Annotated in this window: 22 protein-coding genes and 2 pseudogenes; 10 read left to right on the top strand and 14 right to left on the bottom strand. The window is 70.8% G+C overall.

Annotation, left to right across the window (positions count from 1 at the left end; all coding sequences use genetic code 11):
* The 3 genes from DY245_RS20625 to pdhA form a co-directional block, all read right to left on the bottom strand.
* A partial coding sequence (locus tag DY245_RS20625; RefSeq protein ID WP_342354204.1) for a biotin/lipoyl-containing protein occupies positions 1-456 on the bottom strand: 456 nt, incomplete at its 3' end.
* Entirely contained in the window at positions 456-1,490 is a 1,035-nt protein-coding gene (locus DY245_RS20620) for an alpha-ketoacid dehydrogenase subunit beta (protein ID WP_128508720.1), read from the bottom strand. The genes DY245_RS20625 and DY245_RS20620, both read right to left, overlap by 1 nt.
* On the bottom strand, positions 1,487-2,680 hold the full coding sequence (pdhA, locus tag DY245_RS20615) for a pyruvate dehydrogenase (acetyl-transferring) E1 component subunit alpha (protein WP_128508719.1): 1,194 nt from the start codon (positions 2,678-2,680) through the stop codon (positions 1,487-1,489). The genes DY245_RS20620 and pdhA overlap by 4 nt, the downstream gene beginning before the upstream one ends.
* Before the next feature lie 225 nt (positions 2,681-2,905).
* Between pdhA and DY245_RS20610 the strand changes: the two genes are divergently transcribed.
* Positions 2,906-3,424 (top strand): Lrp/AsnC family transcriptional regulator, encoded by a 519-nt coding sequence (locus DY245_RS20610; protein ID WP_128508718.1) that lies wholly within the window; start codon positions 2,906-2,908, stop codon positions 3,422-3,424.
* A 49-nt stretch (positions 3,425-3,473) separates the two neighbouring features.
* Here DY245_RS20610 and DY245_RS20605 read toward each other — a convergent pair whose 3' ends face one another.
* Both DY245_RS20605 and DY245_RS20600 read right to left on the bottom strand, forming a co-directional pair.
* The gene (locus tag DY245_RS20605) at positions 3,474-4,064 is read right to left on the bottom strand and encodes a TetR/AcrR family transcriptional regulator (RefSeq protein WP_128508717.1); all 591 of its coding nucleotides are present in this window, start codon (positions 4,062-4,064) and stop codon (positions 3,474-3,476) included.
* Positions 4,061-5,581: a 3-hydroxyacyl-CoA dehydrogenase gene (locus DY245_RS20600; RefSeq protein ID WP_128508716.1), complete on the bottom strand. Its 1,521-nt coding sequence runs from the start codon at positions 5,579-5,581 to the stop codon at positions 4,061-4,063. The genes DY245_RS20605 and DY245_RS20600 overlap by 4 nt, the downstream gene beginning before the upstream one ends.
* A gap of 147 nt (positions 5,582-5,728) precedes the next feature.
* Here DY245_RS20600 and paaN point away from each other — a divergent pair, with 147 nt between their 5' ends.
* A complete protein-coding gene (gene paaN / locus DY245_RS20595) occupies positions 5,729-7,411 on the top strand; it encodes a phenylacetic acid degradation protein PaaN (protein ID WP_128508715.1) in 1,683 nt (560 codons plus the stop codon).
* 48 nt (positions 7,412-7,459) lie between these two features.
* Here paaN and DY245_RS20590 read toward each other — a convergent pair whose 3' ends face one another.
* The 4 genes and pseudogenes from DY245_RS20590 to DY245_RS20580 all read right to left on the bottom strand — a co-directional run bounded on the left by DY245_RS20590 (position 7,460) and on the right by DY245_RS20580 (position 10,280).
* On the bottom strand, positions 7,460-8,134 hold the full coding sequence (locus tag DY245_RS20590; RefSeq protein ID WP_128508714.1) for a TrmH family RNA methyltransferase: 675 nt from the start codon (positions 8,132-8,134) through the stop codon (positions 7,460-7,462).
* A pseudogene (locus tag DY245_RS46505) lies at positions 8,131-9,072 on the bottom strand (HTTM domain-containing protein); the annotation flags it as partial. The gene DY245_RS20590 and the pseudogene DY245_RS46505, both read right to left, overlap by 4 nt.
* Before the next feature lies 1 nt (position 9,073).
* Positions 9,074-9,612 (bottom strand): annotated as a pseudogene (locus DY245_RS46500) (HTTM domain-containing protein); the annotation flags it as partial.
* A complete protein-coding gene (locus DY245_RS20580; RefSeq protein WP_128508724.1) occupies positions 9,609-10,280 on the bottom strand; it encodes a DUF5819 family protein in 672 nt (223 codons plus the stop codon). The gene DY245_RS20580 and the pseudogene DY245_RS46500, both read right to left, overlap by 4 nt.
* A gap of 167 nt (positions 10,281-10,447) precedes the next feature.
* Between DY245_RS20580 and paaA the strand changes: the two genes are divergently transcribed.
* The 6 genes from paaA to DY245_RS20550 all read left to right on the top strand — a co-directional run bounded on the left by paaA (position 10,448) and on the right by DY245_RS20550 (position 15,484).
* A complete protein-coding gene (paaA, locus tag DY245_RS20575) occupies positions 10,448-11,398 on the top strand; it encodes a 1,2-phenylacetyl-CoA epoxidase subunit PaaA (RefSeq protein WP_128508713.1) in 951 nt (316 codons plus the stop codon).
* Entirely contained in the window at positions 11,395-11,733 is a 339-nt protein-coding gene (gene paaB / locus DY245_RS20570; RefSeq protein ID WP_128508712.1) for a 1,2-phenylacetyl-CoA epoxidase subunit PaaB, read from the top strand. Before paaA ends, paaB begins: the two co-directional genes overlap by 4 nt.
* Positions 11,733-12,449, top strand: coding sequence for a 1,2-phenylacetyl-CoA epoxidase subunit PaaC (gene paaC, locus DY245_RS20565; RefSeq protein WP_128508711.1), 717 nt, complete (start codon positions 11,733-11,735; stop codon positions 12,447-12,449). Before paaB ends, paaC begins: the two co-directional genes overlap by 1 nt.
* Positions 12,443-12,940, top strand: coding sequence for a 1,2-phenylacetyl-CoA epoxidase subunit PaaD (gene paaD, locus DY245_RS20560; RefSeq protein WP_128508710.1), 498 nt, complete (start codon positions 12,443-12,445; stop codon positions 12,938-12,940). Before paaC ends, paaD begins: the two co-directional genes overlap by 7 nt.
* A complete protein-coding gene (locus DY245_RS20555; RefSeq protein WP_128508709.1) occupies positions 12,940-13,983 on the top strand; it encodes a 2Fe-2S iron-sulfur cluster-binding protein in 1,044 nt (347 codons plus the stop codon). The genes paaD and DY245_RS20555 overlap by 1 nt, the downstream gene beginning before the upstream one ends.
* Positions 13,984-14,350: 367 nt before the next feature.
* On the top strand, positions 14,351-15,484 hold the full coding sequence (locus DY245_RS20550; protein WP_128508708.1) for an acyl-CoA dehydrogenase family protein: 1,134 nt from the start codon (positions 14,351-14,353) through the stop codon (positions 15,482-15,484).
* A 224-nt stretch (positions 15,485-15,708) separates the two neighbouring features.
* Here DY245_RS20550 and DY245_RS20545 read toward each other — a convergent pair whose 3' ends face one another.
* The 4 genes from DY245_RS20545 to DY245_RS20530 all read right to left on the bottom strand — a co-directional run bounded on the left by DY245_RS20545 (position 15,709) and on the right by DY245_RS20530 (position 20,992).
* Positions 15,709-16,053, bottom strand: coding sequence for a rhodanese-like domain-containing protein (locus tag DY245_RS20545; RefSeq protein ID WP_181923782.1), 345 nt, complete (start codon positions 16,051-16,053; stop codon positions 15,709-15,711).
* Between the two features lie 10 nt (positions 16,054-16,063).
* Entirely contained in the window at positions 16,064-17,209 is a 1,146-nt protein-coding gene (locus DY245_RS46495; RefSeq protein ID WP_244943164.1) for a hypothetical protein, read from the bottom strand.
* 649 nt (positions 17,210-17,858) lie between these two features.
* Entirely contained in the window at positions 17,859-19,304 is a 1,446-nt protein-coding gene (locus tag DY245_RS20535; RefSeq protein ID WP_128508706.1) for a DUF2252 domain-containing protein, read from the bottom strand.
* Positions 19,305-19,750: 446 nt separating this feature from the next.
* A complete protein-coding gene (locus DY245_RS20530; RefSeq protein ID WP_342354203.1) occupies positions 19,751-20,992 on the bottom strand; it encodes an ABC-2 transporter permease in 1,242 nt (413 codons plus the stop codon).
* Between the two features lie 420 nt (positions 20,993-21,412).
* Between DY245_RS20530 and DY245_RS20520 the strand changes: the two genes are divergently transcribed.
* Positions 21,413-21,847: a MarR family winged helix-turn-helix transcriptional regulator gene (locus tag DY245_RS20520; RefSeq protein ID WP_128508705.1), complete on the top strand. Its 435-nt coding sequence runs from the start codon at positions 21,413-21,415 to the stop codon at positions 21,845-21,847.
* 70 nt (positions 21,848-21,917) lie between these two features.
* Here the strand turns inward: DY245_RS20520 and DY245_RS20515 are convergent, their stop codons facing one another.
* The gene (locus DY245_RS20515) at positions 21,918-22,280 is read right to left on the bottom strand and encodes a winged helix-turn-helix transcriptional regulator (RefSeq protein WP_128508704.1); all 363 of its coding nucleotides are present in this window, start codon (positions 22,278-22,280) and stop codon (positions 21,918-21,920) included.
* 125 nt (positions 22,281-22,405) lie between these two features.
* Here DY245_RS20515 and DY245_RS20510 point away from each other — a divergent pair, with 125 nt between their 5' ends.
* Positions 22,406-23,056, top strand: coding sequence for an FMN-dependent NADH-azoreductase (locus DY245_RS20510; protein WP_128508703.1), 651 nt, complete (start codon positions 22,406-22,408; stop codon positions 23,054-23,056).
* Positions 23,057-23,145 lie beyond the last annotated feature (89 nt).

Below are 23,145 nucleotides of genomic sequence, written 5' to 3'. Positions count from 1 at the left end.
CCGGATCCGGCGCCGCCGCGCCGCCGCCGCGCTCGTGCCGTACCCGACCAGCACACTCCCGGACCCGGAGTCCGCCGCGCCCGGCGACGCGGAAGCCGCCCCGGAAGCCGGCGCCGCGGCCGAAGCACCCGCCTCAGGCGCCCCACCCGGCGCACCCGCCCCGGATCCCGGCCCAGCTCCCGGCCCGTCGCCCACCAGATCGTCCGGTACCGCCCCCACCGCGACCGTCACCAGCGGCGCGCCCACGGGGACTTCCGCCCCCTCCTCGCCGAAGCGGGCGGTCACCACGCCCCCGTACGGGCACGGCACCTCCACCATCGCCTTGGCGGTTTCGACCTCCACCACCGGCTGGTCGATGGCCACCACCTCGCCGACCTCGACCAGCCATTGCACGATCGTCGCCTCGGTGAGGCCTTCCCCCAGGTCGGGCAGGGTGAATTCGCGGACCACGGCCATCACTCACCACGTCCCTCGGTCCAGTCCGACTCCCACTGGAGGCGGGCGACGGTGTCCAGAATCCGGTCCACGCCCGGTAGATGGTGTCGTTCCAGCATGGGCGGAGGATAGGGGATGTCGAAGCCGGCGACACGCAGCACCGGCGCCTCCAGGTGGTGGAAGCAGCGCTCGGTGATCCGTGCGGCGATCTCCCCTCCGGGACCGCCGAACCCGTTGGACTCATGGACGATCACAGCCCGTCCGGTGCGTCGCACCGACGCGCAGACCGTGTCGTCGTCGAACGGCATCAGCGAGCGCAGATCGACCACTTCCAGGTCCCAGCCCTCGGCGCGGGCGGCCTCGGCGGCCTCCATGCAGACCGGGAGCGACGGGCCGTAGGTGATCAGCGTGGCGCTGCTGCCGCGGTGCCGTACCTCGGCGCGGCCCAGAGGGGCGACCGGTGTGGGTGCGTCGGGCGACCAGTCGGCCTTGGACCAGTAGAGCCGCTTGGGCTCCAGGAAGACGACCGGGTCGTCGGAGGCGATGGCGGCGCGCAGCAGCCCGTAGGCGTCCTCGACGGTCGCCGGGGTGACGACCTGGAGCCCCGGGGTGGCGAGGTAGTACGCCTCGGAGGAGTCGCTGTGGTGCTCGACCCCGCCGATCCCGCCGCCGTAGGGGATCCGGATGGTCAGCGGCATCGGCAGCGCGCCGCGGGTGCGGTTGCGCATCCGGGCGACATGGCTGATCAGCTGCTCGAACGCCGGGTAGGCGAACGCGTCGAACTGCATCTCGACGACCGGCCGCAGCCCGTACATGGCCATGCCGACGGCGGTGCCCAGGATGCCGGCCTCGGCGAGCGCGGTGTCCGTGCAGCGGTCGTCGCCGAACTCCTTGGCCAGTCCGTCGGTGACCCGGAAGACACCGCCCAGGGTGCCGACGTCCTCGCCCATGACATGGACGGACGGGTCCTCGGCCATGGCGTCGCGCAGCGCGCGGGTCAGCGCCTGCGCCATCGTGGCGGGCTTGCGCGCGGTCGCCGGAGCGGTGGTCGTCATGGCCTGGCCTCCTCGGCGGACCTGTCGGTGCCCGCTGCGTCCTCGGTGTGTCCGGCGGCCTCGGCGTCCAGCTCGGCACGCAACTGCGCCGCCTGTGCACGCAGTTGGCTGGTCTGCTGGGCGAATACGTGGGTGAACAGGTCCATCGGGTCCAGCTGCGGCTCGGCGTTCATCCGCTCCCGCAGGCCGGCCGCCAGCTGCTCGGCGCCGTCCCGGGTGGCGCGGACGAATTCGTCGGTCAGCAGATCGCGGGCCGCCAGCTCGCGCTCCAGAAGGGCTATCGGGTCGTGTGCCCGCCAGGTCTCGACCTCGGCATCGGTGCGGTAGCGGGTGGCGTCGTCGGCGTTGGTGTGTGCCTCGATGCGGTAGGTGACGGCCTCGATCAGGGTCGGTCCGCCGCCCCTGCGGGCGCGCTGCACGGCCTCGGTGAGCACCTCGTGCATCGCGGGTGCGTCATTGCCGTCGGCCAGGCGGCCCGGCATGCCGTATCCGACCGCCTTGTGGGCGAGGGACGGCGCGGCGGTCTGCTTGGCGAGCGGCACGGAGATCGCGAAGCCGTTGTTCTGTACGAGGAAGACGACCGGCGCCTGCCAGAGCGCCGCGAAGTTCAGCGCCTCGTGGAAGTCGCCCTCGCTGGTGCCGCCGTCGCCGACCATGGCCAGCGCCACCACCTCGTCGCCCTTGAGCCGGGCGGCGTGCGCCAGGCCCACGGCATGCGGGAGCTGGGTGGCGAGCGGGGTGCACAGGGGGGCGATGCGGTGTTCGTGCGGGTCATAGCCGTTGTGCCAGTCGCCACGCAGCAGGGTCAGGGCCTGTACGGGGTCGAGGCCGCGGGCCACGGCGGCCAGGGTGTCGCGGTAGCTGGGGAAGAGCCAGTCCCGGTCCTCCAGCGCCAGAGCGGCAGCGACCTCGCAGGCCTCCTGCCCCGTGGAGGACGGGTAGACCGCCAGCCGCCCCTGCCGGGTCAGGGCCGTGGCCTGGGCGTTGTACCTGCGGCCGCGCACCAGCTGGACGTAGAGCCGGGTCAGCAGTCCGGAGTCGAGCCGGGCCGCGGCGTCCGTCCCCAGGAGGCGGTACGGCTCCGCGTCGGGCAGGAGAGGCGCGGGATCGACGCGCGGCCGCCAGGCGGGCGGCGGGCCGGCCAGGCTGCTCTTGTTCCTGCTGCTGCCCGGCTGCTCAAGGACCGTCATGTCGAGCACCTCCTTGGTTGGAAGGGGGTGGCGCGATGCGCCTCATGTGGGTGGTGGGCGGACGGCGGATGGGCAAGATGGAATCGGTCGGGGCGGGTTCGCCCTTCCCTACCGATTGTTCGGTCGTCGATGCATTTTGGCTACAGGCGGGCTCAGCCTGTGGACAAACGGTTCTCCACAGCTTGAGATGAAGACAGGGCGTCCACAAAGGGGAGGCGGGACCATATGCCGGACGAACAGATGGCCAACGCCGGCGGGCAGCCGCCGACAGCACCTACCGCGCCATCACCGGCCGCGCGCCCGCTGGACACCATCGACCGCTCGATCCTGCGCATGCTGCAGAACGACGGCCGGGCCTCGATACGCTCCGTGGCCGAGCGGGTGCATGTCTCGCGCGCCAACGCCTACGCGCGGATAAACCGGCTGATAGACGACGGGGTGATCCGCGGCTTCAGCGCCCTCGTCGACCAGGAACGGGCAGGTCAGGGCGCTTCCGCATATATCACGCTGAAGATCGTGCAGAACTCCTGGCGGACCGTGCGCAAGCAGCTCACGACGCTGCCCGGCGCCACCCACATCGCGCTGGTGAGCGGTGATTTCGATGTGCTGCTACTGGTCCACACCAAGGACAACCGGGAGCTGCGGGAGCTGGTCCTCACCCGTATCCAGTCGATACCGGAGGTGCTCAGCACTCGCACCCTGCTGGTCTTCGAGGAGACCGACCTCGGGCCCGAGCGGGAGTGACCCGGTCTTTCTTCCCCGGACGCCCGCGGAGAGGGCCCCTACGGGCGCCTCAGGGCTTGCGCAGCCCCGCGAACGCCGTACGCACCACGGCCTCGGCGACCTCGTCACGGCTCGCCGCGCCACCACGGCCCGGCCGGTACCACTCCACAATCGAATTGATCATGCCGAAGAGCAGCCGGGTGGCCAGCCGGATGTCCACGTCGTCGCGCAGATCACCGTCGGCCGCGGCCTGCTTGAGCAGATCGGCGACCTCGTGGTCGAACTCCCGGCGCCGCTCCATGGCCCACCGCTCGGTGTCCGTATTTCCGCGCACCCGCAACAGCAGCGTCACATAGGGAAGTTCGTCCATCAGCACCTCGGCCTCGCGCCGGGTGACGTACTCGAGGCGCTCGATCGCCCGTCCCTCGACGGCGCCGGGCTCCTCCAGAACGCCGAACAGCCCGTCCAGGGCCCGGCTTATAGCGCGGCGCAGCAGCTCTTCCTTGCTGCGTACGTGGTGATAGATCGAGGACTTCGAGATACCGGCCGCCTTGGAGAGGTGCTCCATGGACGTGCCGTCGTAGCCCCGCTCGATGAACACCTCGACGGCGACCGCGAGCAGCGAATCGGGCGTATAGGTGTCGCGCTTGGTCATGGTCATGAGGGAACCACATCCTGTGCCGCGTACGCACGGCGGAGCAGGCCCAAGGACGGGGCATAACGCCCGGAGGGGATCCGCTGGTGCATCTCTTGCAGCAGGTCACACGCCCAGGACTCGCCCAGCCGCTGCTCCCACTCCACAGGACCCAGCGGGTAATTCACACCCTGCCGCATCGCGGTGTCGATATCGGCCGGGGAGGCGACCTCCTTGGCGGCCGCATCGAAGGCGAAGTCGATCAGCATGGCGACCGTACGGGCCACGATCATGCCGGGGACGTCCCCGATGACGCTGACCTGCTTGCCGAGCGCCTGGAACAGCCCCGTGGCCTCCTGGACCGTCCGCTCGGGGGTGTCCGGCGAGGCCGCCAGCGCGATCCGGGTCGCCGCGCCGTAGTCGAGCGCGAGGTCGAAATAGACCACGTTCTCGAACTCCACCGACGTCATACCGTCCGCCAGCACCAGCTCGCCGCCACCGGGCAGCTCGAAGCGCGCGCCGTCCTCATCCCCCTGCCGCACCTCGATGCCGGCCGCCTCGATGAGCGCCACAAGGTCCGCTGCGGGGCCCAGGTCCCCGTGAGCGATGACAAAATCCGGGGCTTTTCGGGGTGCCTCCGTATGCGGCTTTGGCCGCTCCGCTCCGGAGCCGTCCGCGCCGCCGTAGTCGAACCAGCCGCGGCCCGACTTGCGGCCGAGCAGCCCGGCCTCGACCAGCCGACGCTGCGCCAGAGAGGGCGTGAACTTCGGGTCCTGGTAGAAGGAGTCCCAGACGGACCGTGTGACGGCCTCGTTCACGTCCTGCCCGATGAGGTCGGTGAGCTCGAAGGGGCCCATCGCGAAGCCGCCGCATTCGCGCAGCACGGCGTCGATGGTGGCGGGATCGGCCGCCCGCTCCTCGTAGACGCGCAGCGCCTCGGCGTAGAAGGGGCGGGCGATGCGGTTGACGATGAAGCCGGGGGTGTCCGCGCAGCGCACCGGTGTCTTGCCCCAGGCCGCGGCCGTCTCGTACGCGCTGGTGGCGGCGGCCTCGTCGGTGGCGAAGCCGCTGACGACCTCGACCAACGGGAGCAGCGGTGCGGGGTTGAAGAAGTGCAGGCCCACACAGCGGCCGGGGTGGCGCAGCCGGCCCGCGACGGCGGTCACGGACAGGGAGGAGGTGTTGGTGGCCAATAGGCACTCGGCCGGGACGATGTCCTCCAGGGCGGTGAACAGCTCCTGTTTGGCGGGGAGTTGCTCCAGGATCGCCTCGATCACCAGCGCGGAGTCGGCCAGCTCCGCGAGAGTGGCGGCGGGGGAGAGGCGCGCGCGGACGGCGTTCCGCTCATCCGCCGAGATCCGGCCTTTTTCGACGAGCCGGTCCAGTCGCCGCACGATGGCCCCGGCGGCCTGCTCGGCGCGGCCGGGCGCGGCGTCGTAGAGGCGTACGCGATGGCCGGCGACCAGCGCGACCTGCGCGATTCCCTGCCCCATGGTGCCGGTGCCCACCACTGCCACGGTGCTGCCGATCCCGATTGCCGTCATGACAGACGATCCTCCCCGACCGAGTTTTCCACAGCTTCGCCGGGCCCTCTTGCCCCGACCGATCGTTCGGTTACTCTAACTCCGTTGCCCCGTCCGCTCCCAGTCCTCATCCACTCTCCGCCCAGCTCGACGAGGAGTTGGTCATCGATGGCCGCCGAAATGACCGTAGCGCAGTTGATCGAGAAGCACCGTCCGACCCTCGACCAGACGCTGGAGGCGATCCGCACCCGCGCGTACTGGTCCCCGCACCCCGAGCATCCGAAGGCGTACGGCGAGAGTGCCGGGCCCGACGGAGTGGCTGCCTTCGAGGCGCTGCGCGGCAAGCGCTTCGAGCTCGACCAGCCCGGCACGGACGACTGGGCGGGCGAGGAAGTCTCGCCGTACGGCCCGGAGTTGGGCATCAGCTATCCGCATCCGGATGTGGAGGTGCTGCTGCCGGCCATGCGGGCCGCACTCCCCGTCTGGCGGGACGCGGGCCCCGAGGCGCGCGCGGCGGTGTGCCTGGAGATCCTGTCCCGGATCAGCGCGCGCACCCATGAGTTCGCGCAGGCCGTGATGCACACCAGCGGTCAGGCCTTCATGATGGCGTTCCAGGCGGGCGGCCCGCATGCCCAGGACCGCGGCCTGGAGGCGGTGGCGTATGCGTACGCCGAGCAGGTCCGCACCCCGGAGCGCGCGCAGTGGTCCAAGCCCCAGGGCAAGCGCGACCCGCTGGAGCTGACCAAGAACTTCACGCCCGTGCCGCGCGGCGTCGCCCTGGTGATCGGCTGCAACACCTTCCCCACCTGGAACGGCTACCCGGGCCTGTTCGCCTCGCTGGCCACCGGCAACCCGGTGCTGGTCAAGCCCCACCCGCGCGCCGTGCTCCCGCTGGCGCTGACCGTCAAGGTGGCCCGCGAGGTGCTCGCCGAGGCCGGCTTCCCCGCCGACCTGGTGTGCCTCGCCGTGGACAAGCCGGGCGAGGGCCTGGCCAAGACGCTGGCCGTCCGCCCCGAGGTCCGGATCATCGACTACACCGGCTCGACCGCCTTCGGCGACTGGCTGGAGACGCACGCCCGGCAGGCGCAGGTCTTCACGGAGAAGGCCGGCGTCAACACCGTCGTCATCGAGTCCACCGACGACTACAAGGGCATGCTCAGCAACCTGGCCTTCTCGCTGTCGCTCTACAGCGGCCAGATGTGCACCACCCCGCAGAATCTGCTGATCCCGCGCGAGGGCATCACCACGGACGCCGGGCCGAAGTCGTACGACGAGGTCGTCGGCGATCTCGCGGGCGCGGTGAGCGGACTGCTGGGCGATGACGCACGGGCCAACGCCCTGCTGGGCGCGATCGTCAATCCGCAGGTCAAGGAGCGGATCGACGCCGCTGTCGGGCTGGGCGAGGTGGCGCTGGCCTCCCGTGAGGTGGCCAACCCCGAGTTCCCCGGGGCCACCGTCCGTACGCCGGTGATCGTCAAGCTGGACGGCGCCAAGCCGGACTCCGAGGCGGCCTATCTGTCGGAGTGCTTCGGCCCGGTGTCCTTCGCGGTGGCCGTGGATTCCGCGGCCGACGCGGTGGACCTGCTGCGGCGCACGATCCGCGAAAAGGGCGCCATGACGATCGGTGCGTACACCACCTCCACCGAGGTCGAGCAGCTGGTGGAGGAGGCCTGCCTGGAGGAGTGCGCCCAGCTGTCGCTGAATCTGACCGGCGGGGTCTATGTGAACCAGACCGCGGCGTTCTCGGACTTCCACGGCTCCGGTGGCAACCCGGCAGCCAATGCGGCGCTGTGCGACGGCGCGTTCGTGGCGAACCGCTTCCGGACGGTGGAAGTGCGTCGACCGGCGTGACAGCGGGGGCTGTGGGGCCTGGGACGCCGTCCCGGGCCCCGCGGGCCGTCAGCGGGCGTCCGGCCCCTCGATCCGCGCATGGCGGCCGATCCAGGCGTGCATGGCGATGGCGGCCGCGGCCCCCGCATTGATCGAACGGGTCGAGCCGAACTGCGCGATCGAGCAGACCAGCGAGGCATGCCGGCGCGCCTCCTCGGTCAGCCCCGGCCCCTCCTGGCCGAACAGCAGCACACAGCGGCGCGGCAGCTCGGTCGTCTCCAGCGGCACGGAACCGGGGAGATTGTCGATCCCGATGATCGGCAGCTCCTCGGCCGCGGCCCAGGCGGTGAGGTCCGCGGTGTCCGGGTGGTGGCGGACGTGCTGGTAGCGGTCGGTCACCATCGCGCCGCGGCGGTTCCAGCGGCGCTGCCCGACGATATGGATCTCCTTGGCCAGGAACGCGTTCGCGGTCCGCACCACCGAGCCGATGTTGAAGTCGTGGCCCCAGTTCTCGACGGCCACATGGAAGTCATGGCGGCGGGTGTCGAGGTCGGCGACGATCGCCTCGCGCGTCCAGTAGCGGTAGTGGTCGACGACATTGCGGCGGTCACCGTGCGCGAGCAGCTCGGGGTCGTAGCGGTCGTCCTGCGGCCAGGGCTCAGGGTGCGGACCGACGCCGATCTGGGTCCCGAAACCCTCGTCGTACTGGAGGGGCTCGGCGGGGGCGGTTTTCTCGCTGCTCACCCCACGAGCGTATGGCCACCGCCACCGTGCTCGGTACGAGCCTCCGGCGCACCGCCCCCGGACCCGACCGCCGGCCCGGCCGAGCCGCCACGCGAAAACAGCCGTTTGCGCAGGCCGGAGAGGCGCGCGGAGAGCCAGGTCAGGAAGTTCGTCGGCAAGAAGACCGCGTCCGCTGCGACCATCGCGAGCGAGAAGAACGGCAGCCCGAGCAGGAACGCGATCGAGAGGTGCTCGCAGATCATCACGACCAGCAGCACATTCTTCAGCCGTCGGTTGAAGAGCGTGAACGGGAAGGCGACCTGCACGATCACCGTGCCGTAGGTGATCAGCATGACCATCAGGCCGTTGCTGCCGAGCAGCTCGGACAGCGCCGGCCAGGGGGAGAAGTAGTCCAGGTGCATCGGGTAGAAGACCGCGGTGCCGTCCTGCCAGCGCGAGCCCTGGATCTTGTACCAGCCGGCGGTGGCGTAGATCAGGCAGACCTCGACCATGATCACGAGCAGTGCGCCGTTGTGCGCGAGCTTGGCGAGGGTGTCCAGGACGATGCGCGGTTCACCGGGCGCATAGCGCTGCACCGCCCACCACAGGCCGTGCGCCAGCCACAGTCCCCACAGGACCAGGCTCCAGCCGATGTGCGGGAACGGGCCGTTCTCGAACCAGTTGAGGCCGTAGCTGCCGCCCAGCTGGGCGACGGCCAGGCCGAGGCCAAGCACGGCCCACAGGACGACGCCGGGCAGATCCCGGGCGGGAGCGGCGCCGGCGGCGGAGCGCGCCCGCTTCGTGCGGCGCGCATCCAGCGACCAGACCTGCCCGCACCGGGTCAGCACGAGATACATCGACATCAGGTGGATGACGTTGTCGCCGCCGTCCCCTATGAAGACGCTGCGGTTCTGCAGCGAAATCACGCCGATCATGAAGAGCACCGACATGGTGCGGGTNTTCTGCAGCGAAATCACGCCGATCATGAAGAGCACCGACATGGTGCGGGTGCGCCAGCCGAGCATCAGCAGCGCGCTGGACGCGATGGCCAGGAGGTACACGAACTCGAACCAGCCGCGGCCGTCGGACCAGGGCAGCACGGAGAAGGCGTGGTTGCCGGCCAGGAGGCGGCGCGCCATCTCCAGGCTCCAGGGGCCGTCGGGCCCGTAGAGGTCCAGGCGGTGCGGCCATTCGCGCAGCAGGAACAGCAGCCAGGTCGCCGCGAAGCCGATCCGGATCACGGCGGTCTGGTACGGGGCCATCGCCCGGCCGGTGAAGCGCTGGAAGCCGCGGCCGATGGCGCGCTCGATGCGGGTCTCTTGGTAGGGCGCGGTGGACGCCGTGGGGGCCTGGGGCTCTTGGGAGTCCTGGGGTGCGTGGAGTGCCTGGGCTTGCTGCGGCACGAGGGCCGGCTCGGGGTGCGGCGGCTGCTCAGTGGCGTGCGGCGGCTGCGGCGCTCCGGGCATCTGCTGCGGCTGCTGCGGCGTCGGTGAAGTCACTGGTTCGTCGCCCCCTTGGGCAGGTCGTCTGCGGTGACCTGCCACCAGGGCAGCACGCGGTACACGGGCTTGTCGCTGATCTTCTCGGCGCTCCACGACGGCGGGCTGACCGCCGTCGTGGACGAGCGGACCTGGATCTGCTCGACCCGGCCGCCGCCCTTGGTCCACTCCGCGTCCATCCGGAGCATCACGATCCGCCGGATGTAGCGCTCGGACAGCTCACCGCGCGCCCCGATCGGCCGGTTCTGCGCGTTGTGGGTGTTGAGGAAGAGCTCCCAGCCGCGGCGCAGCTGGTTCTGCTGGGTGTGGCTGGGCAGCGGGTTGTGGAGTATGGCCCGGCCGTCGCGGGCGGTCAGATCGGTCCAGCCGGTGAGCCGGGTGGCGCCGTCCTCGGTGCGCAGCTGGGCGCGGACCTGGACCGCGATGTTCTGCTGCAGGGGATTGGGTGCGAACAGCTTCCAGTTCTGTTCGTACTCGGGGTAGACGTATTCGCTGATCAGGGCGCCCTGCTGCTTGCTGAGCGTGTTCGACGGCGCGACATGCAAAAACATCATGACGAGATGAATCGCGACGACGACCGCGATGGCGCAGGCCGCCATGCCTATGACGATCCGCGAGGGCAGCGAGAGCGCGGCCAATGGCCGCGTTTCGTCCCCGTATGACTGCATTCCCGCCCCGTTCCCAGAATCCATGCGGCTGACTCCGCCTCGGAACCGTACCTACGCGGCCCCGCCGGGCACACCCTTCCCCGAGTTATCCACAGGCTTGACACCCGCGGTCCGCCCACTCACCATTGAACCGAACGATCGGTCGGTCGGGAGCGAGGGGGCACCACATGACGACGATCGCGCCGGAGGAGACGGCATACGAAGCCGTATTCGACGCCACCGTGGCCGCGGACGAGCGCATCGAACCGCGGGACTGGATGCCGGACGCCTACCGCTCGACGCTTGTACGGCAGATAGCGCAGCACGCCCACTCCGAGATCATCGGCATGCAGCCGGAGGCCAACTGGATCACCCGGGCGCCGTCACTGCGGCGCAAGGCGATCCTGATGGCGAAGGTGCAGGACGAGGCCGGCCACGGCCTGTATCTCTACAGCGCCGCCGAGACCCTGGGCACCGGCCGTGACGAGCTGCTCGACAGGCTGCATACCGGCCGCCAGAAGTACTCCTCGATCTTCAACTACCCGACCCTGACCTGGGCCGACGTCGGAGCCATCGGCTGGCTGGTGGACGGCGCCGCGATCACCAACCAAGTCCCGCTGTGCCGGTGTTCGTACGGCCCCTACGCCCGCGCGATGGTCCGCATCTGCAAGGAGGAGTCCTTCCACCAGCGACAGGGCTACGAACTCCTGCTGACCCTCAGCCGCGGCACCGAGGCACAGCACGCCATGGCGCAGGACGCGGTGAACCGCTGGTGGTGGCCTTCACTGATGATGTTCGGCCCGCCGGACGACGAGTCGGCGCACTCCGCACAGTCCATGGCCTGGAAGATCAAGCGGCACTCCAACGACGATCTGCGCCAGCGCTTCGTGGACATCTGCGTCCCTCAGGCCGAGGCCCTCGGACTCACCCTCCCCGACCCGGACCTGACCTGGAACGACGAGCGCGGCCACTGGGACTTCGGCCCGATCGACTGGACCGAATTCCGCGAGGTGCTCAAGGGCAACGGCCCCTGCAACGAGCAGCGGATCGGCCGCCGCCGGCAAGCTCACGAGGAAGGCGCCTGGGTGCGCGAGGCAGCCGCCGCACACGCAGCCAAGCACGGGAAGGCCACCCGATGACCACACCACGCCCCGCCGAAACCCCCGCCTCCGCGACGGAAGCGACCCCGCAGCCCACCGACTGGCCCCTGTGGGAGGTCTTCGTACGCAGCCGCCGCGGCCTCTCGCACACCCACGCCGGCAGCCTGCACGCGCCGGACGCCGAGATGGCCCTGCGCAACGCCCGCGATCTCTACACCCGCCGCTCGGAAGGCGTCTCCATCTGGGTGGTGCCCTCCGCCCAGGTCACCGCCTCCTCGCCGGACGAGAAGGACGCCTTCTTCGAGCCGGCCGGCGACAAGCCCTACCGCCACCCGACCTTCTACGAGATCCCGGACGGGGTGCATCACCTTTGATGAACGTCACGGCCACCCCGGCCCTGCCCCTCGGGGACGACGCCCTGATCCTCTCCCACCGCCTGGGCGAGTGGGCCGGCCGCGCCCCGGTCCTGGAGGAAGAGGTCGCGCTGGCCAATATCGCGCTGGACCTGCTCGGCCAGGCCCGCGTGCTGCTCTCCCTGGCCGGCGACGAGGACGAGCTGGCATTTCTGCGCGAGGAGCGGCAGTTCCGCAACCTCCAGCTCGTCGAGCAGCCCAACGGCGACTTCGCCCACACCATCGCCCGCCAGCTGTACTTCTCCACCTACCAGGAGCTGCTGTTCGAGCATCTCGCCGCGGGGGAGAGCGAGTTGGCGCCGCTGGCCGCGAAGGCCGTCAAGGAGGTCGCCTACCACCGCGACCACGCCCACCAGTGGACGCTGCGCCTGGGCGACGGCACCGACGAGAGCCACGCCCGGATGCAACACGCCCTGGACGCCCTCTGGCGCTTCACCGGCGAGCTGTTCGAGCCGGTCGAAGGCCTCGAAGCGGCGCCCTGGCCGACCCTGCACGACACCTGGACGACACGCATCACCAGCACCCTGGAGCAGGCCACGCTCACGGTCCCCGAAGGCCCCCAGCGCGGCGGCTGGGCTGCCGGCGCGGGCCGCCAAGGCCTGCACACCGAGCCGTTCGGGCGACTGCTCGCCGAGATGCAGCATCTGCACCGCAGCCACCCGGGGGCGACATGGTGACCACCACCGCCCTCGAAGAGGAACTGCTGGCGCTCGCCGGCTCCGTTCCCGACCCCGAGCTGCCGGTGCTCACCCTCGCCGAGCTGGGCGTGGTGCGCGGTGTGCAGCTGACGGCCCCGGGCCGGGTCGAAGTGCAGCTCACCCCCACCTACACCGGCTGCCCCGCCATCGAGGCGATGTCGGCCGACATAGAGCGCGTGCTGCACGACCACGGCATACCCGACGTCGAGGTCCGTACGGTCCTCAGCCCGCCCTGGACCACGGACGCGATCACCGCCGAGGGCCGCCGGAAGCTGGCCGAGTTCGGTATCGCGCCACCGCGCCCCACGGGACCGGCCGGCGGCCCGGTCGCCGTCGACCTCACAATCCGCTGCCCGCACTGCGGATCGACCGACACCACCCTGCTGAGCCGGTTCTCCTCCACGGCGTGCAAGGCACTGCGCCGCTGTGAGTCCTGCCGCGAACCCTTCGACCACTTCAAGGAGTTGTGATGTTCCACCCGCTCCAGGTCCGGGAGATCGAGCGCCTCACGGACGACGCGGTGGCCGTCACCTTCGCGGTCCCGCCCGAGTTGCGCTCCACGTTCCGGCACACCCCCGGGCAGCACATCGCGCTGCGCAGAACGGTCGACGGCCAGGAGATCCGCCGTACGTACTCCATCTGCACCCCGGCCACCGGCGAGCCCGTACTCCGCGTGGGCATCCGCCTCGTCGAGGACGGCGCCTTCTCGACGTACGCGCTCAAGGAGCTGGCGGTCGGCGACACGGTGGAGGTCATGGCCCCGGCCGGCCGCTTCACCCTCGCACCGCGCCCCGGCCACTTCGTCGGAATCGTCGGCGGCAGCGGTATCACCCCTGTGCTCTCCATCGCCGCCACCCTGCTCGCCCAGCAGCCGGACGCCCGCTTCTGCCTCATCCGCAGCGACCGCACGGCGGCATCGACGATGTTCCTGGAGGAGGTGGCCGACCTCAAGGACCGCTATCCCCAGCGCTTCCAGCTCATCCACGCCCTCTCCCGCGAGGAACAACAAGCCGGCCTGCCCTCCGGCCGCCTGGACGAGGCCCGGCTCCGCTCCCTCCTGCCTGCCCTCCTGAAGATCGACTCCGTCGACGGCTGGTACCTCTGCGGCCCCTACGGCCTGGTCCAGGGCGCCGAGCGCGCCCTGCGCGCCCTCCAGGTGCCGCGTAACCACATCCACGAAGAGATCTTCCACATAGACAACGGCACCCCCACCGCCCCCGCCGCCTCCACCCCCGCGCACAGCACCGTGACCGCCACCCTCGACGGCCGCTCCGGCACCTGGCCGGTCCACGACGGCGAACCGTTGCTGGAAGCGGTACTCCGCAACCGCGCGGACGCCCCGTACGCCTGCAAGGGCGGCGTCTGCGGCACCTGCCGAGCCTTCCTGGTCTCCGGCGAAGTCCGTATGGACCGCAACTTCGCCCTGGAGTCCGAGGAGGTCGACACCGGTTACGTCCTGGCCTGCCAGTCCCACCCCGTCACGGAGAAGGTCGAGCTGGACTTCGACCGCTGAGGCCGTAGCTCGGTACCGCCGCCGTACCCGAACAAGAGCCGAGGCGCGCGGCCCGACGACAGACCAACGGCAGACCGACGACAGCCGATGAGTCGGCCACGGCGTCACACCGGTCGTCGGCCCGCTCACCCTTTTCCGCCGCCCCCGCCCCTCCGCTCACACCACCCCTCCCCTTCACACCACCCCTCCCCTTCACACCGCCCCTCCGCTCACACCGTCCCGCTCACACCGTCCCTCCCGAGCCGAAACCACCTCAACTTTCCTCAGCTCTCCCTCCCTTGCACGACGGCGCCATTCCCAATTCCTGGAACCTGTTCTACCTTGACGCTTCGTCAGATCGAGGCAGGCCGCGTGGGAGGACAGACCAGTGGACTTCACCTTCACCGAGGAGCAGCAGGCCGCCGTCGAAGCGGCGAAGGCCGTCTTCTCGGGGGTCGCTCCGGACGGCGTGCCCAGCCCCGCGCTCACCGCCGGGGCGGTCGCCGACGACTTCGACCGCGCACTGTGGCGCAAGCTCGCCGACGCCGATCTGCTCAGCCTGCCGATCGCGCCCGAGCACGGCGGCGCGGGCCTGGACCCGATCGCGCTCTGCCTCGTACTGCGCGAGTCCGCCAAAGTGCTGGCGCGGGTGCCACTGCTGGAGTCCGGCGCCGCCGCGCTCACCCTCCAGCGTTACGCGACCGACGGACTACGCGCGGACGTACTGCCCCAGATAGCCACCGGGAGCCTGGTCGTGACCGTCGCCGCCGGCGGCCGTACGGGGCATGAGCCGGCCGAACTCGCCGTGGACGCCCGCCAAGAGGGCACCGACTGGATCCTCGACGGCACCCAGACCGCCGTCCCCTGGGCCCCGACCGCAGACCGGATCCTGCTCCCCGCCCACACTCCCGACGGCCGCGCCGTCCTCGCCCTCGTCCCCCGGACCCACCCCGGCGTGACACTCGACGACCAGTTCTCCACCAGCGGAGAGCGCCAGGCCGAGGTCCGGCTGGATTCCGTACGCCTCAGCAACCGAGAAATGATCACCGATCCGAGCGCCTGGGAGTCGCTGCGCAACGTCCTGACCACCGGCACCTGTGCGCTCGCGCTGGGCCTCGGCGAGCGCGTACTCGCCATGACCAGCGACTACACCGGCAAGCGTGAACAGTTCGGGTTCCCGGTGGCCACCTTCCAGGCCGTCGCCGTCCAGGCCGCCGACCGATTCATCGACCTGCGCGCCATGGAGGCCACGCTCTGGCAGGCCGCCTGGCGGATCACCACCGACGCGCCCGGCCCACTACCGTCCGCGGGAGATGTCGCGGTCGCCAAGATCTGGGCCTCCGAGGGCGTACGCCGCGTCGTCCAGACCGCCCAGCATCTGCACGGCGGCTTCGGCGCCGACACCGACTACCCCCTGCACCGCTATCACGCCTGGGCCAAACAGCTCGAACTCTCCCTCGGCCCCGCCGCCGCCCACGAGGAGGCTCTCGGCGATCTGCTCGCGGCACATCCGCTGGGCTGAGTAGGGCGGCCGCAGCGCGCTCGTCGGTGTCCGGGGCCGCCCGGCGACCGAGCGAAGACTCTCCGACGGCCTTCAGGCGGGTTTCCGACGGCCTTCCGGCGGCTTTCAGGCGACCCTTCCGGGGGCCTCTGGCGCCCGCCCTGCCAGCCCTGGTCAGCCCGCCGGGCCCAGCCAAGGGTCGGTTCAGCCCGGCCCTGCCTGAGGACCGGCGCCCGAATGCCCGGCTAGATCACCGTGCCCGAGCCGCCCTTGCCGTCCGATACGGGGCGGCCGGTGGCCTCCCACGCCTGCATACCGCCCGCGACGTTCACCGCGTCGATGCCCTGCTGGATCAGATACTGCGCCACCTGCGCCGAGCGGCCACCGACCCGGCACAGCACGTACACCTTGCCGTCCTCGGGCGCAGCCTCGGTGAACTCACCGTAACGGGCGACGAATTCGCTCATCGGGATGTGCAGCGCGCCCTCGGCGTGACCTGCCTCCCACTCGTCGGCCTCACGCACGTCCAGGAGGAAGTCCTCCGGCGCGAGAGCGTCGACACCAACCGTGGGCACAGAACCAAATTGCATACTCACGACGCTACCCGACCAGCTGCGCGAGGTACGCCTCGCGTTCCGCAACATCGGCGAGCAGCTTCTCGGCGATCTCGTTCAGCAGCGCGTCCGGATCTTCCGGCGCCATCTTGATCATCGCGCCGATCGCGCTCTCCTCCAGCTCGGCCGCGGCAGCGGCCAGCAGTTCCTTGCGCGCGGCCAGCCACTCCAGCCGGGCATAGAGCTCCTCGCTCTCGCTGAGCCGCTCCTCGGCCGGCGCGGGGCCGGCCTCCCACTCCCGTGCGAGCTCCCGCAGTACCGCCTCGTCACCCTGGCCGTACGCCATGTTGACCCGCGCGATGAACGCGTCCCGCCGCGCCCGCTCCGCATCGTCCCGTGCCAGGTCCGGGTGGGCCTTGCGCACCAGATCGCGGTAGACCTTGCGGGCCTCCTCGCTGGGCCGCACCTTCTGCGGCGTCCGCACGCTCTGCCCCGTGAGCATCGCCTGCGCCTCCGGGAACAGACCGTCCGACCCCATCCAGCCGTGGAACAGCTCCTCCACGTCCGGCATCGGCAGCACCGAGGCCCGCGCTTCCTGCGCCTTACGGATGTCCTCGGGAGCGCGGGTACGCGCTGCCACGGCCTCCGCGATCTGCGCGTCGAGCTCGTCCAGCCGTGCGTACATGGGGCCCAGCCGCTGGTGATGCAGCCGGGAAAAGTTCTCCACCTCGACCCGGAAGGTCTCCACCGCGATCTCGAACTCGATCAGCGCCTGCTCCGCAGCCAGCACCGCCTTCGCCAGCCGCCGCGTCGCCTCGTCCTGAGCCGCCTGCTCCTCCGCCGCACGGCCACGGCCGTCCTCGGCCCGCGCTTCGGCCGGATCTCCGGACCGCTCGGCCCGCGCTTCGGCCTGGTCGCCGGACCGCTCGGCCTCCGCTTCGGCCGGGTCGCCAGGACCTTCGGCCGCCGAGCCGTCGGCACCGTCGAGACCCTCGGGCTCAACCCCTGGGTCGACGCCGAGCCCATCGGTGCCCGCGACCTGGTCTTCCTGGCTACCGCCGTACCCGATCCGGGCTTCCTGACCGCCGCCGCGGGCGTCCGGTGCCTGCGGATCGACCTGGGCGTCCGGTGTACCCGGTACGTCCGGTCGGTGCTGGCCGTCCTGCGCGTTCTCCGCGTGCGAGTTCGTCACCCGGTCAGCGTACGGCCCACGCCGGCCCCGGCCCTCCGCCACCATCCGGCCGCTTCCTCTTGGGACCCCTCCCCCCCCGCCCCACCCACCACCCCCTCACTCGACCGGCGTCCCGGCAGGCCTCCGTCCCACAGCCCCCACAGCCGTGAGCCATCGATGTCCAACGCACCCCGAGTCCGTGGACCCCGAGTCCGTCGACCCCGGTCTGTGGACCCCGCATCCGTGGACCCCGCATCCGTAGCGAGCCCCATATCCGTGGGTCCCACACATCCGCGAGCCCCATATCCGTGGGCCCCATATCTGTGGCCGCCCCCGACCGAGCCACGTCGGAGAGACCGACGGGGCGAGGACACCGTCGAGCCGCAGCAGCGGGCCGGAGGCCGGGCCACCATGGATCACGCCCACACGACGCCCCTCAACCCTCCTCAGCCTCCCCAGCTCTCCCAAGGGCCCGGTCAGCCCCCCAGCCCTCCCCAGGCCCGGTCAGCCCACCTCAGCCCTCCCCAGCCCCCTCAGCTCAATCAGCATTCCCCAGATCCATCAGCCCTCCTCAGCCCGTCAGGCCTCCGTACGCACCAGCCCTCCCAAGCCCGCCCGCCCCAACAGGCTGGGCACCCGGCGCCAGCGGAGCGCCCCGCCCGCCTGTCCCTCACACCCCCATCTCTGCCGCGATCCGTCCGTTCTTCACCGCTGTGGTCAAAGCTGCGTGATCCGCTTCCATGCGGTCCGCGTAGGACATGGCGAATTCCGCTATCGCCTCGTCCAGTTCCTCGCTCTTGCCGCAGTAGCCGGCCACCAGGCGCGGGTCGGCGCTGTGTGCATGGGCCCGGGCCAGCAGGGCACCGGTCATCCGGGCGTAGTCGTCCATCTGATCGCCGGACAGCTGCGCCGGGTCCACGCTGCCCTTGCGGTTTCTGAACTGGCGGACCTGGAAGGGGAGCCCCCCATCACGTCGCCCGGGCCCGGAGGTCGCGCCGCCCGCACCGCCCGGCGCCACGTCCTCCACCGTCGTCCAGCCCAGCAGTATGTCGCTGACGACCTGCATCCGACGCTGCCCGAGCACCACCCGGCGCCCCTCGTGCGCCACCGACGGCACCGAGAAGCCAGCCTTCTCCACGTACGGCGCCAGCACCGAGCCGCGCGCCTCCTTCACCTGCAGCACCAGCGGCTCGCCCCGGTGGCCCAGCAGCAGCACCACATACGACCGCAGGCCTACGCTGCCCGTGCCGACCACTCGGAAGGCCACATCGTGCACCGCGTACCGGGCCAGCAGGGGCAGCCGGTCCTCGGGAAGCGTCTCCAGATAGCCCGTGAGGGAGGCGGCCACGGCTGCCGCTTCCGCGTCCGGCACCCGCCGCAGCACCGGCGGCGCGTCCACGAACCGGCGGCCGCCGTCCGCCGCCGGCTCCGTCGCCTTCGCCGCAAACCGCGCGCTGGTGTTCTTGCGCGCCTTGGCCGACACCTGCTCCAGCGTCCCCAGCAGATCCCGCGCGTCGGTGTGCGAGACCAGCTCCTCGTCGGCGATCGCGTTCCACGCCTCGGTCACCGGCAGCTTCGCCAGCAGCCGCATCGTGCGCCGATACGCGCCCGCCGCGTCCTGCGCCGCCTTGCGGCACTCGTCCTCGTCGGCGCCCGCCTCCCGGCCCGCCAGCACCATCGAGGTCGCGAGCCGCTTCACGTCCCACTCCCACGGCCCGTGCAGGGTCTCGTCGAAGTCGTTGAGATCTATGACGAGACCGCCGCGGGCGTCGCCGTAGAGCCCGAAGTTGGCGGCGTGCGCATCCCCGCAGATCTGTGCGCCGATGCCGGTCACGGGGTCGGCCGTCAGGTCGTACGCCATCAGGCCCGCGGTTCCGCGGAGGAAGGCGAAGGGGCTCGCGGCCATCCGGCCGACCCGTATCGGCGTCAGCTCGGGCAGCCGGCCGGCGTTGGACTCCTCGACCGCCGCAACCGCATCCGGTCGCCCGGCCGCGATCGACAGCGCGGCCTGCTCGGAACGGGGCAGCCGCTCCCGCAGCGCCCGGCCGGCGGCCTTGGGCGACGGCCCCTGCACATCCGCCTTCGCAAACCCCGGTACATACGGCACACGCGACATAGCGGGCCACCTCCCCCTTCACGACCTGCGCTTCTTGTGTCCTGCTGTCCTTGCGTTCCTGCGTCCTGCGCCTGTGTCCTGCATCTCGCTCGGCGCGATGAGCGATGTCGGCTCACCGAGCGGTGCCGGCCTGCCGACGCGCAATGACGTTACCGATACCCCGTCACGGCTCGCAGGGCCTGTGGATAACTCTCCGCATCCTCCGCAATTTCCTGGCAAGCGCCGCGCCCCTCCCGACTGAACTGTGCAGGTCGAGAGGGGCGCAGGTCGTGGCGAGGGGTTCGCGGCGCCGCAGTTGAGGGGTTCACAGCCTCATGGTTGAGAGGGCTACGGCTCCACGGCGGCTGAAGGGCTACGGCTCCGTGGCTCCAAGTCCCAGCCGCTGGACCGCCGTACAGCTCGGTCGCTGCACGCCCCGGCCGCTGAACAGCCCGGCCGCTCCGCCGCTACACACCCACCGCCTCCTCCATCTCCTCCTCCGCAGGCCCGCCGTCACCGGCCCCCACTTCCCCATCCGTACGCGCCGACTGCGCCGACCGCGCCGTCCGCCCCCTTCCCCACGGCTCCGGCTCCGGCACCGTCGCCGCCACCGCAGCGGCCGCCACCGCCGCGGCGTTGGCCACCGCCTCCGCCTCCGCGGTGCGCCGCCGCTTCTCGGCCAGCGCCGCCACACCGACCGTCAGCAGGCCGACGACCAGCCACAGCGCCAGCGTCCAGAGGTGTCGGGACAGGCCGTAGCCGTCGAAGTAGACGTGACTGCGGGTGCCTTCCACGAAGCCCGCGCCGTTCCAGAAGGAGTGCAGTGCCGCGAAGAACCCGTTCTGCATCTCGGGGCGGAAGATCCCGCCGGAGGAGGTGAAGTTGAGCATCACGAAGAGGGCCATCACGCCGAGCGTGGTCCAGCGCTTGAGGAACGTGTGCAGGCCGGTACCGATCAGCAAAATGCCCGCGGAGTACAGCCAGGCCATGCCCCACAGCCCCCACAGACCGTGGTCGACGAGGTGGAAGACCGGACCGGCGAACGCCGTCCCGATGAGGCTGACCACGAAGGACGTACCGATCGCCAGCGCCGCCCGCAGCCGGAGCGGCAGCACTGCTCCGGCGCCGCCGATCACCGCCACCGACGCGTACGAGCCGATGCTGATCGCTACCAGCAGGAAGAAGATGCCCTGCCCGGTGGGGTCGTCCTCGGCGGGCGGCGCCACGTCCGTGACCTTCAGCGGGGCGCCCTGTTGCGCCGCGATGGGAGTGAAGATCTTCTGTACGACGGAGGCGCTGGTGTCGGAACCGGCGGTCGCCACGAGCAGTTCAGGGGCCGGCTTCACGGAGCCCACCGCCGCCTCATTGGCACCGGCCGCACCCGTCGAAGATCCCGCCCCACGCGACGAACCGGCCCCACCCAGCGCACCGTTCGCACCGTTCGCGCCATGCCCGCCGTTCGCGCCATGCCCACCGTGCGCACCCTGCCCCCCACGCGCATCGATCACATACGCACCGAAGATCTCCTGACGCCTGAGCTGGTCGACCGCCGCGGACCGGTCGACCACGGTCCGTACCTCCAGGTCACCGCCCGCCTTGTCGTTGATCGACTGGGCGAGCAGCTGTGCGCTCCGGCTCGATCCGACGATCGCGGCGGGCAGGTGGTGCGGTGCGGGATTCGCGAACGCGCCCAGGTACGCGAATCCCATACCGATGCACATCAGCAGCGGGGTGATCAGATGCGTCAGGACATGACGCAGACCGGCGGAGTGGGCGGGACGCGCGGAACGGTGACCGCTGCGCCGCCCGCTTCCGTGTCGTTCGCTCCCGCCCCGCTCGCCGTCGTTCCACTCGCTTCGACGTCGTTCGCTTCGATCTCGTTCGCTTCGATCTCGTTCGCTTCGGCGGTCAGGGCGACCGACCGTATTCGTCCGGGCCGTATTCGTCCGGGCCGTACTTGCTCGTACCGCACTCGTTCGGACCGTACTCATGGGCAGGCCTTCTCAGCTCGTCGGCTCAGCTGTCGCCACCAGGTGGCCGGCGCCAGTCAGGCACCACCAGCCGCTAGTTGGCAAATACAACTCTCAATTCACGTTGTACTATACAACTACCTCTACGAAAGGCAACCCGTGGCTCACCGCGATGACTCCGTCGAGACCATCCAGCAGGAGATGACCGCGTTCGCCCGACGGGCCCGCGCAACCGCCGCCCGGATGCATCCCGAGCTCTCACTGGTCTCCTACACCCTGCTTGCGCACCTCGATGACCAGCGCGGATGTCGCGCCACGGACCTCGCGGCGCACTACTTCCTGGACAAGTCCACGGTCAGCCGGCAGATCGCCGCACTGGAGAAACTCGGCTTCGTCGAGCGCCGCGTCGACCCGGACGACCACCGCGTCCAGGTGCTCCACCCCACCGAGAAGGGCGCCCAGGTGCTCGCGAACGTCACCGCCAGCCGCCGCCAGGCGTTCCACGAGCGACTGGCCGACTGGGACGAGGCCGACCTCGACCGCTTCGCCACGTATCTGCTGCGCTACAACGCCGCCCAGGAACGACTGGGGTAAGGCAACCGAAACCCGGCCGCCGCCACCCGGCACCCGCCAAGCCCCCGGCTCACCCCGCCCGCCCCCTCACCTACTTCCGAAACCGCTCCGGACACTGCCCGCCGTCGGTCAGATACGTCTCCGCCCAGCGGCCGAGCTCCTTGAGCGAGGGCTCCATCGCCAGACCGGCTTCCGTCAGCCGATAGGAGACGCGCAACGGCGGCCCCGCATCCACCTCGCGTACGAGCAGACCGGTCGCCGCCAGCTCCATGAGGCGGTCGGAGAGCATGCGCTCACTGATCCCGGGGATGGCCCGCCGCAGATCGGCGAAGTGCACGGGGCCGGGCATCAGGGTCGCGACGATCAGTCCCGTCCAGCGCTTCCCGAACAGCTCGAAGACGCGCGCCATGCCGTCGTCGACCTGTCTGCACATCGCCTCGCTGTGGTCCGCCATACACCCAGAGTACCGCCCTCTTCTTGGCTACTGCAGAAAAGTAAGCTCCTGTGCTATTAATAGCTACGTACGGAATTCAACCAGTGGCCGCGCACCGTCGGCCGCGAACCGAAGGACCGATCCTCATGGCCACGCTTCTTCTCATCGACTCCTCCGTCTTCCCCGAGGGCGGCTCCGCCTCCCGCTCGGTCACCGCGGCCTTCCGCAAGGCCTGGGAGGAGCAGCACCCCGACGGCACGGTGATCCACCGTGACCTGGCCGCCGACCCGCTGCCGCACCTCGACGGCGTCGCCGCCTCCGCCGGCTTCTCCGACCCGGCCACCCACACCCCCGAGCAGCAGGCCGCCTTCGCGCTGCGCGTGAAGCTCGCCGAGGAGCTGGAGCAGGCCGACGCGATCGTCATAGCCGCGCCGATGTACAACTTCACGATCCCCTCGACGCTCAAGGCGTGGCTCGACCAGGTGATCCTCATGGGTCGTACGGCGGGCGAACAGCCGTCCGCCAAGGGCACCCCGGTCACCGTCATCGCCAGCCGCGGCGGTTCGTACGCGCCGGGCACGCCCCGTGAGCCCTTCGAGTACGTCCAGAACTACCTGGAGGCGGTGCTGAACGGCGGAATGGGGCTCGACGTCGACTTCATCGTCCCCGAGCTGACCATGGCCCCCAGCAACCCGGCGATGGCCGACCTCGTCCCGCTGTACGAGACCTCCCGCGACAAGGCCCACGAGGACGCGGCGGCCAAGGCCAAGGCCCTCGCCGAGCGCCTCGCCGCCTGAGCCCAGGCCGGGCCGAGTCGGGCACCCGCGCCCGCCCCGGCCCGCACCCCACGCGCCCACCCCGGGGGCACCGGCACACGCGGACCGCC

This window comes from Streptomyces inhibens, assembly GCF_003389455.1.
Classification (GTDB): Bacteria; Actinomycetota; Actinomycetes; order Streptomycetales; family Streptomycetaceae; genus Streptomyces; species Streptomyces inhibens.
Note: the sequence above shows the minus strand (reverse complement) of the source record. Positions and strands in the feature narration are given on the sequence as shown.